The 10,334-nt window shown below is 42.5% G+C and carries 11 protein-coding genes; 5 read left to right on the plus strand and 6 right to left on the minus strand.

The genetic code is table 11. The features are described 5' to 3' along the window. Positions 1–1,265: 1,265 nt before the first annotated feature. From ccmE to ccmA, 5 genes are read right to left on the minus strand one after another with little or no spacing between them, the layout of a single operon-like run. Positions 1,266–1,760, minus strand: a complete 495-nt coding sequence (gene ccmE, locus L2730_RS21710; protein WP_020912158.1) for a cytochrome c maturation protein CcmE — start codon at positions 1,758–1,760, stop codon at positions 1,266–1,268. After that, complete coding sequence (gene ccmD, locus L2730_RS21715; RefSeq protein ID WP_020912159.1) at positions 1,760–1,957, minus strand: heme exporter protein CcmD; 198 nt, start codon at positions 1,955–1,957, stop codon at positions 1,760–1,762. Before ccmD ends, ccmE begins: the two co-directional genes overlap by 1 nt. Next, positions 1,957–2,703, minus strand: a complete 747-nt coding sequence (locus L2730_RS21720) for a heme ABC transporter permease (RefSeq protein WP_020912160.1) — start codon at positions 2,701–2,703, stop codon at positions 1,957–1,959. The genes ccmD and L2730_RS21720 overlap by 1 nt, the downstream gene beginning before the upstream one ends. A gap of 1 nt (position 2,704) precedes the next feature. Further along, on the minus strand, positions 2,705–3,391 hold the full coding sequence (ccmB, locus tag L2730_RS21725; protein WP_020912161.1) for a heme exporter protein CcmB: 687 nt from the start codon (positions 3,389–3,391) through the stop codon (positions 2,705–2,707). A gap of 9 nt (positions 3,392–3,400) precedes the next feature. Beyond that, positions 3,401–4,051, minus strand: coding sequence for a cytochrome c biogenesis heme-transporting ATPase CcmA (gene ccmA / locus L2730_RS21730; protein ID WP_248976465.1), 651 nt, complete (start codon positions 4,049–4,051; stop codon positions 3,401–3,403). Between the two features lie 321 nt (positions 4,052–4,372). Between ccmA and L2730_RS21735 the strand changes: the two genes are divergently transcribed. After that, the gene (locus L2730_RS21735) at positions 4,373–4,666 is read left to right on the plus strand and encodes a c-type cytochrome (protein WP_248976466.1); all 294 of its coding nucleotides are present in this window, start codon (positions 4,373–4,375) and stop codon (positions 4,664–4,666) included. Positions 4,667–4,728: 62 nt separating this feature from the next. Here the strand turns inward: L2730_RS21735 and ccmI are convergent, their stop codons facing one another. Then, positions 4,729–5,982, minus strand: coding sequence for a c-type cytochrome biogenesis protein CcmI (gene ccmI / locus L2730_RS21740; RefSeq protein WP_248976467.1), 1,254 nt, complete (start codon positions 5,980–5,982; stop codon positions 4,729–4,731). A gap of 431 nt (positions 5,983–6,413) precedes the next feature. Between ccmI and L2730_RS21745 the strand changes: the two genes are divergently transcribed. Genes L2730_RS21745 through L2730_RS21760 form a run of 4 tightly spaced genes read left to right on the plus strand, consistent with a single transcriptional unit; the run spans position 6,414 to position 10,009 of the window. Continuing rightward, positions 6,414–8,393: a heme lyase CcmF/NrfE family subunit gene (locus L2730_RS21745; RefSeq protein WP_248976468.1), complete on the plus strand. Its 1,980-nt coding sequence runs from the start codon at positions 6,414–6,416 to the stop codon at positions 8,391–8,393. A 16-nt stretch (positions 8,394–8,409) separates the two neighbouring features. Further along, entirely contained in the window at positions 8,410–8,964 is a 555-nt protein-coding gene (locus L2730_RS21750; protein ID WP_248976469.1) for a DsbE family thiol:disulfide interchange protein, read from the plus strand. A gap of 5 nt (positions 8,965–8,969) precedes the next feature. Continuing rightward, on the plus strand, positions 8,970–9,443 hold the full coding sequence (nrfF, locus tag L2730_RS21755) for a heme lyase NrfEFG subunit NrfF (RefSeq protein ID WP_428848486.1): 474 nt from the start codon (positions 8,970–8,972) through the stop codon (positions 9,441–9,443). Continuing rightward, on the plus strand, positions 9,440–10,009 hold the full coding sequence (locus tag L2730_RS21760) for a TlpA disulfide reductase family protein (RefSeq protein WP_248976471.1): 570 nt from the start codon (positions 9,440–9,442) through the stop codon (positions 10,007–10,009). Before nrfF ends, L2730_RS21760 begins: the two co-directional genes overlap by 4 nt. Positions 10,010–10,334 lie beyond the last annotated feature (325 nt).

Below are 10,334 nucleotides of genomic sequence, written 5' to 3' on the forward strand. Positions count from 1 at the left end.
CAGCCACAGCCACAGCCACAGCCACAGCCACAGCCACAGCCACAGCCACAGCCACAGCCACAGCCACAGCCACAGCCACAGCCACAGCCACAGCCACAGCCACAGCCACAGTCACAGCCACAGCCACAGCCACAGCCACAACAGAGGAAGGCGGAGGTAAGTAGGGCTATGCTCGTACTATTTATAGGATATAGAGGGGAGGTCTGAACATCTAGGCAGGTTAACGGGTATATCTGATTGGGTTCCTTATATGCAAATTCATAGATTTCAGTATGCTGGGAAGGCAAAGAATTTTTATTGTTATCGTCTAACCTAAACCATTAGGAAAAAATTTTTATAGAGATTACTGATGCCTTATTCGATTTGTCGCTGTTGATCTGTATTTGTTTTTTGGTTATCGGGAATTCAGTCGGTGTCCATGCTGCAGCATCCAATAGCGTCGCGCATTGGTATCTAAGCTTGCTCTGGCTGAATGGATTACGACACTAGGCATTAATGACAAATCGTTCTAGGGCTACCGCACAATAAAGAAATTCTAACATCAATTGCATTAAGTATTTGATCAGTTCAGAGCCCCTCAGTCTTTTCATTTCAAAGCGCTTTGGTTAAAAAATGGTCACTCCCTTTTGAATCAATGCAAAACAGAAGTGGAAAGACTGAGGGGCGCACCTAGTGCGGCTGAGGTTAACAATTTGCTAAAACGCTGTAAGCTTCGCTATGGGGATTGAATATACGACTAAATGGTCTATTTTGTCCCATACAAAATATGGCATTACAGCCCTCCTTGGCGGTCAGGTTTAAGAGGTGCGTCCAAGGATGGTCGAAGGTAGATTAATGCAAGAGTAATTATCGAGATCGAATCTGGATGCCAGAGCCGAGAATAACTATTAGCTTAAATCCCACTACTTGCTACAGGGTTTTCAATTCCCGCTGAATGGGCAAACTGTTAATGCAATTGGTAAGAGAATAGCGATATACATACTTTTGCTACTACCAGCAATGAGGGTGTTGATGTAGACATTTATGGGGAGGGTTAATTTTAATACCCTAACTGTAGTCGTCTAGAGAGCTATATTGCTGGCATTGGATCTATCCTACGCCGCAATTCAGTTTCGTTGCTTATTTTTATTTGATGGCTGATGAGTGTACTGAATGGAAGAGATTTGCTAGGAGATTTAGTTAGTCATTTTGACTAAAAACGTTTTTGAGCTTTACACAAAAAAGCCTTCAATAAATGAAGGCTTTTAGGTTTAGGTTATGATTGATTACTTATAACCGCCAGCCTTTGATTGGTCTTCGCTGTAATCAAGTTTTTCGTGACTCTGACCCATCGCCTCAGCAACTTCTGGTGGCATGTAGTTCTCGTCATGCTTAGCTAGAACTTCAGTAGCCTCAAGCTTACCAGGAGCGGATAAGACGCCTTGAGCAACGATACCTTGGCCCTCACGGAATAGATCTGGCAGTAGGTCATCATAAGTTACGATAATTTCGCCGCCAGCTGCATCATGTACCGCAAACTCGACATGAAGACTATCAGGATCACGTACCATAGAACCAATTGTTACCATGCCACCGACGCGGATGCGTTGTCCTATTTCAGGCATTACACCTGTATCTTTCTTACCTTGAACAATTTCAGTAGGTGTAAAGAAAAGATTCAAGTTTGAATTTAGTGCATATAAAAGTAGCGAAGCGATAGCTGCCACACCACCGATTAGAGCTACAGCTAGGGTTAAGCGTTTTTTTCTTCTTGGATTCACTATTTAGTACTCCGAGTTTCTTTTAAGCGTTCTTCTCGCTGAATTTTCTTCGCGATTTCGACTAACACTTTACGTTTCTGTCTAACACTCATTACGACGAGCGTTCCGAGAGAGAAGAAGGTGACACCGTAAGCAAGCCATACATAAAAAGCATAGCCGCCCATATTAAAAAATTCACTAATTGAGTCGAATTGCATTATTTGACCCCTTCTGCTTTAGCAAGTTCACGCACCCATGGACGCATTCCATTTCGTGCCAAAATTTCTGATCTAAATCTCACTAATGTAATTGCTGCGATCATAAGACCGAAACCAAATATGTTAATTAACAATGGATATAACATATCAGTCGACATCGTTGATTTTTCAGTAATACGGATAGTAGACGGTTGATGTAGTGAGCTCCACCAGTCAACAGAATACTTAATAATTGGGATATTAATTACGCCTACAATGGCTAGGATCCCTGCTGCTCTGGCTGCAAGCACTTTATCTTCAAATGATGCATAGAGAGAAATCACACCTAGATAAAGGAACAGTAGCACTAATTCAGACGTTAGGCGTGCATCCCAAACCCACCATGTGCCCCACATAGGCTTACCCCAAGTTGCACCTGTAACAAGTGCAATAAAGGTAATGACCGCGCCAATAGGTGCGATTGATGCAGCAGCCCAATCGGCAGATTTTATTTGCCAAACAAGACCAATGAATGAACATGTGGCCATGCCCATGTATGCGGCCATAGACATTGAGGCTGCCGGTACATGAATAAAGATAATACGGTAGCTGTCACCCTGCTGATAATCAGTTGGAGCAAACCCTAAGCCCCAAATAGTGCCAATACCGATAAAAGCAATTGCTAAGGTAGCAAACCAAGGCAATAGCGTGCTTGAAAGCTTGTAAGCGCGTTCTGGATCCGCGTATGAATGTAACCATTTCCACATTTTAGTTAGTACTCACTCGTAAGGAAGCACCAATAGCGAATGGTGCTAACGTTAATGAACCGATCAACATTGCGCCGATTATAGCGAGTTGACCATCATAAGGTAAATTCATTCCAGCAGCATCAATAGCGCTGGTAGCAAAAATTAACACCGGAATATAGAGTGGTAATATAAGCAAGCTTAATAGCACGCCACCCTTACGTAATCCGACAGTCAATGCTACACCAATGGCTCCTAGTAGACTTAATACAGGCGTTCCTAGCGCTAAAGTTGCGATTAGCGCACCGTAGCTATTAGTGTCAAGGTGCAATAGAACTGCTAATAAAGGTGCCACTAAAATTAAAGGTACACCTGTTAATATCCAATGTGCCAGTACTTTTGCTAAAACCATTAATGGCAGAGGTTGTGGGCTTAGCAGCATTTGCTCAAGACTACCATCGACATAATCAGCTTTGAACAAACGCTCTAATGACAACATAGATGCAAGTAGGGCTGCTACCCAAATAATGCCAGGTGCGACTCGTGTTAATACTTGCGGCTCAGGCCCGATCCCTAATGGAAACAGAGTGACTACCAACACAAAAAATAATAACGGATTAAAAATATCACCGCGATGACGGACTGCAATCTGTAGATCTCGCTTGAGTAACGTACCGAATGCTTGGGTATAACTGATACCTTTTTTCATTGCTAATTCCTAAACAAAGCGATAATCAAGACGAATTTTACGCAAGATGTCATCACCAATTACGCTCATATCCTGATGGGTCGTTAAGATGACACAACCGCCACGTTGAGCATGAGCTAAGAACAGGTGCTCAAGCTCTTCTACGCCTTTTTTATCTATCGCTGTAAAAGGTTCATCAAGTAGCCAAATTTTACAGTTTGTATGCCAAAGCCTTGCAAGTGCAGTACGGCGATGCTGCCCAGCTGATAGGTGGCCTGCTAACGCTTCTTCAAAACCTGATAAATTGACTTTTGCTAGGATTTCGCGTGTATCAAAACCATCATACCCGCTGATTCTTAAATTGAAGTTAAGATTTTCCTCAGCGGTTAATTCACTTTTAACACCAGCGAGGTGGCCGAGGTATAACAACTCATCGTTATATTCGTCTCGACATCGGTTGATGTCTTCACCTTTAAAGTTGATTTGGCCAGCATAGGGGCGAGACAAACCCGCAATAATCCGTAATAGACTTGTTTTGCCCGCGCCATTAGGGCCTTCGATTTGAACAATCTCGCCTTCGGTGATCTCAAAGCTCAGTTCGTCAAAAAGAATACGTTCTTCTCTAATACAAGTTAGGTTACTAGCTGATACCAGTGTTGTTGCTTTTGATTGTTCTACCACTGAGCCCTCTATATCATGCCATCTAAAAACACAAGTGATACTAACACATAGACTTTCAAGCGTTTAGTTTCGTGTAGTGCTAAGTGTCAGCAATTTGATGTAGTTCGAATATTAGGAAGTTTTTAGGAACTTTTTAAACATTTGCTAATATATTAACGTTTTTGAGAACTATGTCTTGCTAAACACCTTTTAACGCGATTTAAATCACAAATAGATGCCATTTGGTGAAGTTTGTAGTAACCTAGCGCAGCGATAATAAGTCTGCCGCATTCTATAAGGGCAGCGTGAGCTTTGTTAGAATTTGCATTAGGAACCTATAAAATGAAAAAATTATTAGCACTGACTGCAGCTGCTGCATTAACTTTGTCTACAAGTGCTTTTGCTCAAGATGGCAAAGCTGTCTACGACAAAGCTTGTCAAGTTTGTCACAGCATGGGCGTTGCTGGCGCACCAAAAGCACATGACGCTGCAGCATGGGAATCTCGCTTAGCGAAAGGCCCAGAGGCACTAGTTTCAAGCGTTAAAGCAGGCCTAAACGCAATGCCACCAGGTGGCATGTGTACTGATTGTTCAGATGAAGACTACAAAAAAGCAATTGAATATATGTCAAAGTAAGCTTTTATGTTGATATAAAAAAACCGGCTAATAGCCGGTTTTTTTATGGATGTAATTTGAAATTACTGAACTTGGGTATCGAGAACGAGTTGCCCTGTATCACCAACTTTAATCATCGCTAGCTTACCTTGGATATCGCCAGTTTGTGGCTTAACGCTGCCATGCTTTGATAATACAGCAATCACTTCTACGGTTTTCGCATCACTTAGCTTAACGTTGCCACCCATATTGGTGCTATCATCCAGTGTAATTGATAATGGTAGTGATTCTGCAGACACTTTAGTCGCTGCAAGCGGTACTTTAGGGCCTTCAGTCGAGCGAGCAAAGATGAATAACATGTCAGTGCTAGCAACTTGAGCTTGTAGTTCTGGAGAGATTGAAACCTCTACCGTTACTGTTTTTGCTGTGGCATTTGGCTTAACATTTTTATGTGCATCATCATTGGGCATTTCGCCTTCTGCGCTCATTCTCATTTTGGCGCTGTCGATAGCATTAATAATGGCGCTACGATCAACATCTTTGCGCTCACTATCTAAAATCAGCTGCCATGCATCGATAGCTGTTTGATATTCAGCAGAGAAGAAAGAATCCATACCAACAAGCAATAAAGTCGAAGGATCAGAAGGATCAAGTGCTAGTGATTGATCAATCAGAGCCTGAACCGCTGGCGTCATTTGTTGATTCGAGCGGTAGTAAAGTGCGGTAGCCTTCGGGCCTAGTAGCTCAGCATGCACACCGACCAACTCCATCGTTTTGTCGAATGCCATGATGGCATCGTCATAACGATTAGCTGAGATATATGTATGACCAAGACTAAACCATAGCTGACTGTTTTCAGGTTCAGCTTTGGCCTGTGCTTCCATCATTTGCACTCGCTGAGACATCATTTGCGCTGCATCCATACCTGAATGTGCTTCATTAGCTGTCATCGGCTTGTCTAAGTTTTCATATGCACCCAGTGTTGAGTACATATAGCCTGAAATACCTAGAATGATTGCTGACATAACAGCTGGCCAAGCAATACTTTTAGGCTTTACTTTATTAACAAGAGATTCATCGTCACCTTGTTTCATATCTTGAAGCAGGCTTATTTCGAGCTCTTTCTTAAGCGCATCGAATTCAGCTTGATCAAGTAAATCTTCTTCTACTTCTTTCTCTAAAACAGAAAGACGTTCATTAAATAATTCTAAGTTGGTGCTTTTGCGAACACCGGCTTCTTCTGTCCGTCGCATTTGCTGCTGACGAAAATGTGGGAACCAAATCAGCGCTAGGCTGACCAACACAAATAAGGCTATCAAGATCCAGAATGTGGTCATTATGTCTATTTCACTTTAGTTTGCGAAAAAGCGGATTCACCGCTGAACTAGGAATAAGATTATACGTAAAGATTATTCATTGAACAGTAATATAACCTGAAATCGTCATAGTTGCGTACTTGTTCACAGATTGATTTTATTTGCAAAATAACTCGAAACTTACGGGAACTTCTTGAGTCTGACTTAAAAATCCCACTAAATATGCTCAGTTTACGGTGGAATTTTTGAACAACTGTTTATGTGTTGCTCGTAATAAGATAGGGAAAGAATGAGACAAGTCACCCATATTTGTACGAAATAGGCAGACAGGAACAATAGCAAATACTAAACTGAGCTAAATTTGTACCCTTTTAGTAGTGTTAACTACGGATTCGTGTGTAATGATATTAGCGTATGCTTATCAATACATGATTTAGGACTGAGGAAAACCCATGATCCCAGAATTAGGACACTTTTCGCTGATTATCGGTGTGGCATTTGCCATGCTTTTAGCCATCGTCCCTTTAGTAGGTGTAGCTCGCAAAGACCAATACTTGGTGCGCTATGCTTGGCCATTAACATACGGAATGTTCTTTTTTATTCTGTTCTCCGTTATCGCGCTCGGTTATAGTTTTGCCGTCGACGATTTTTCCGTCGCTTATGTAGCGCACCATTCCAATTCCGAATTGCCAATCTTCTTTAAGATTGCTGCAGTCTGGGGTGGCCATGAAGGTTCACTGCTATTTTGGGTTTTCTCATTATCAGCATGGGCAGCTGCTGTGGCACTGTTTAGTAAAGGTTTAGAAGAGGTCTTTACTGCGCGGGTTCTAGCTGTGTTAGCCATGATTCTAATTGGCTTCTCACTATTCATGTTGTTGACGTCTAGTCCGTTCGAGCGTCTATTCCCAATACCAATGGAAGGGCGTGACCTTAACCCAATGTTGCAAGATGTTGGTTTAATCTTCCATCCTCCTATGTTGTATCTAGGTTATGTAGGTTTCTCAGTCAGCTTCGCGTTCGCTATCGCAGCGCTAATGAGTGGCCGTTTGGATTCTGCTTGGGCTCGTTGGAGCCGTCCTTGGACACTGGCAGCTTGGGTATTCCTAACTGGTGGTATCGCGCTTGGTTCATGGTGGGCTTATTACGAACTTGGCTGGGGCGGTTGGTGGTTCTGGGATCCAGTTGAAAACGCATCATTTATGCCTTGGTTGATTGGTACTGCTCTGGTTCACTCACTTATTGTAACTGAGAAGCGTGGCGCATTCCGTAACTGGACTGTTCTACTGTCAATTTTCGCATTCTCGCTAAGTCTATTAGGTACGTTTATTGTACGTTCAGGCGTACTAACATCTGTGCATTCATTTGCTGCAGATCCTAGTCGAGGAATGTTCATTCTGCTCTTACTCGGGCTAGCGGTTGGCGGTTCATTAACCTTGTTTGCTTTCAGAGCGAGTGAGATGAAGAGTCCTGCGCGTTTCCAGCTTAAGTCGAAAGAGACAATGCTGCTGGTGTGTAACTTATTGCTAACTGTAGCGTGTGGTACCGTTTTACTTGGTACGCTTTACCCACTGCTTATTGATGCATTAGGAATGGGCAAGATTTCTGTAGGCCCTCCATACTTCAACGCCGTATTTGTTCCAATTGTACTAGTGCTATTTGGTTTCATGGGTATTGGTCCAGTGATCCGCTGGAAGAAGTCAAAAGATGGTGAGTTGAAACGTCAACTTCTTATACCTGCGGTTATCGCTTCTGTTGTTGGACTTGCTGCACCGTTCCTTGCCGGTGGAGAATTTAACATCTGGGTAGTGTTTGGTATTGGTACTGCAACTTGGGTAACAATCATGACATTCCGAGCTGCTTACAATATGGTTAAGACCAAAGAAGGCCCAGTCGATATGGCTCGTCTTGGTCGAAGCCAACTAGGTATGATTATTGCGCATCTAGGTATTGCAGTGTCAGTTGTTGGTGCCACGATGGTTTCTAATTACTCAATCGAGAAAAGTGTCCGTATGGGACCTGGTATCTCTCAAGAGTTAGCGGGCTATACCTTTAAGTATATTGAGACTAAAAACGTAGTAGGCCCTAACTACACTGCGCAGCAAGGTCAGATAGAAGTTTATCAAGATGATGAATACGTCACATTATTAAGACCTGATCGTCGCCAATATAATGTACGTACTATGGACATGACTGAAGCTGGTATCGATTGGGGCTTGTTCCGTGACCTTTACGTCACAATGGGCGATCCTATTAGCCGTACAGAGTTTGCTGTTCGACTTAACTATAAGCCATTTGTTCGCTGGTTATGGTTCGGATCGATCTTCATGATGGTCGGTGGTTTCTTTGCTGCATCTGATAAGCGTTACAGAATCAAAGCAAAAAGCACAGATACAAAAGCCGCAGACAAAAGTGATAAGTTAGCAACGGCATAATTGGAATAGGGTGAGTATGAAAAAGCTAGTTTTATTTCTTCCACTAGTTGTGTTTTTAGGTTTGGGGGTGTTCCTTTACAAGGGGCTCTTCCTAAACCCTCAAAAGCTCGACTCTGCTCTAGAAGGAAAGCCGATTCCGACTTTCGAATTAGAGGTTTTGGAAAAGTCAGGGGAGACTTTGACTAATGAGACACTTAAAGGGAAAGTTTCTCTGCTGAATGTGTGGGCGACATGGTGTCCTTCATGTAAGTACGAACATCCTTTCCTAATGACTTTGGCGCGCAAAGATATTTTGCCTATCTACGGTATTAACTACCGTGATGAGCGAGCGTTAGCGATTCGTGAATTGAGTCGCGAAGGCAACCCTTACGCTATTAACATTTACGATCATAATGGTCGTTTAGGTTTAGATCTAGGTGTCTATGGCGCTCCAGAAAGCTTTCTGGTTGACCATAAAGGGATTATTCGTTACCGCTATGCAGGTCCAATAGACTCGCGTGTGTGGAAAGAGACCCTTTATCCAATGGTTCAAGAGTTACAAGCGGAAGCAGCTAAGGATGGAGCATCATGATTAAAATGCTAATTAAGAGTTTTTCTGCGTTGGTATTACTATTAAGCATGGCTTCGGTAGTAAATGCGACTCCGGTAGATACTTATGAATTTAAGTCTCCTGAAAATCAAAAGCGTGCACTGTCTTTAGCGCATTCATTGCGTTGCCCTCAGTGTCAGAATCAAAACCTAATTGATTCAAACTCGCCAGTTGCCCAAGATCTTCGTTTAGAAGTATTCGAAATGGTTGACGAAGGCAAAAATGACGATGAAATTGTTGAATTTATGACAAGTCGTTACGGTGAGTTCGTGCTTTATAAACCAAGAATGGAAGCCAAGACTTATGTTCTTTGGCTAGGCCCTATCGGTTTATTAATCTTCGGTGGTTTCATCGGTTTCCTATTTATACGCAAGCAGCGTATTGCTGAAACTAATACCGACGAATTAACATCAGAAGATCAGCAAGAACTTGATCGCCTTTTGAAGCGAGAGACTAAATGAAAAACATAGTATTTGGACTCTTTGCCATCGTGCTAATGTTTGCCGGGCAAGCGCAAGCTTACCCTGGTATGCAAAAGCAAGGTGAAAAGGAGATCCAATCAAGTGTTGATCAAATTAGTGTTCTGCCTAAGCCATTTCCAATAGAAGCTGTTCCTTTTAAAGACAGTCAGGGTAAACCTGTCGATTTTAGTCAGTACAAAGGAAAAGTTATCATGGTCAACATGTGGGCCACTTGGTGCCCCCCATGCGTGAGAGAGTTACCTGCTATTAGTCGGTTCTCTGACAAAATTGGTTCCGAAGAGTTCGAAGTCCTTCCGGTATCGATAGATCTAGACGGTAACAAGCAAGTTGAGCCATTCCTTAAATCACTAGGAATGGAAAACTTCACTACTTATTACGATAAAGAGCAGAGCTTAAGTGATGTATTCCCTTTGGATACCATTCCTGCCACCTTTATACTTAATAGAGAAGGCGAGTTAATCGCATTCGTTCGTACCTTTGTAGACTGGGACGATGATAAGGCCGTTACACTGATAAAAGGTTTCTTAGAGCAAAAGCAGCAGTAAATTACTGAGTAAGCTTTAATAGACTATAAAAAGGGGCTTTTAGCCCCTTTTTTGTGCGTATCGTTTGAGAAGTGTCCGCTTAATCATTTTATTTCATTTTTTCTCATTTAGCCCCTTGTGCTCTGTCAGGATTTGCCTATAATGCGCATCCACTGACACGGCACAGCAGGCCAATCACTCTTAGCAAAAGCTAGGTAGTACGGGACTTGCAGCAGTGTTAGAGAGTTGAAAACCTTCGGGGATTTGATTCAGGTGACAAACGCTTTAAGGGCTTCGGGTAATGCTTCTTTTCACGAGAGTGGTTAAGAAATCATCGCTTGAAAAA

This window comes from Shewanella kaireitica, from assembly GCF_023284045.1.
Taxonomy (GTDB): domain Bacteria; phylum Pseudomonadota; class Gammaproteobacteria; order Enterobacterales; family Shewanellaceae; genus Shewanella; species Shewanella kaireitica.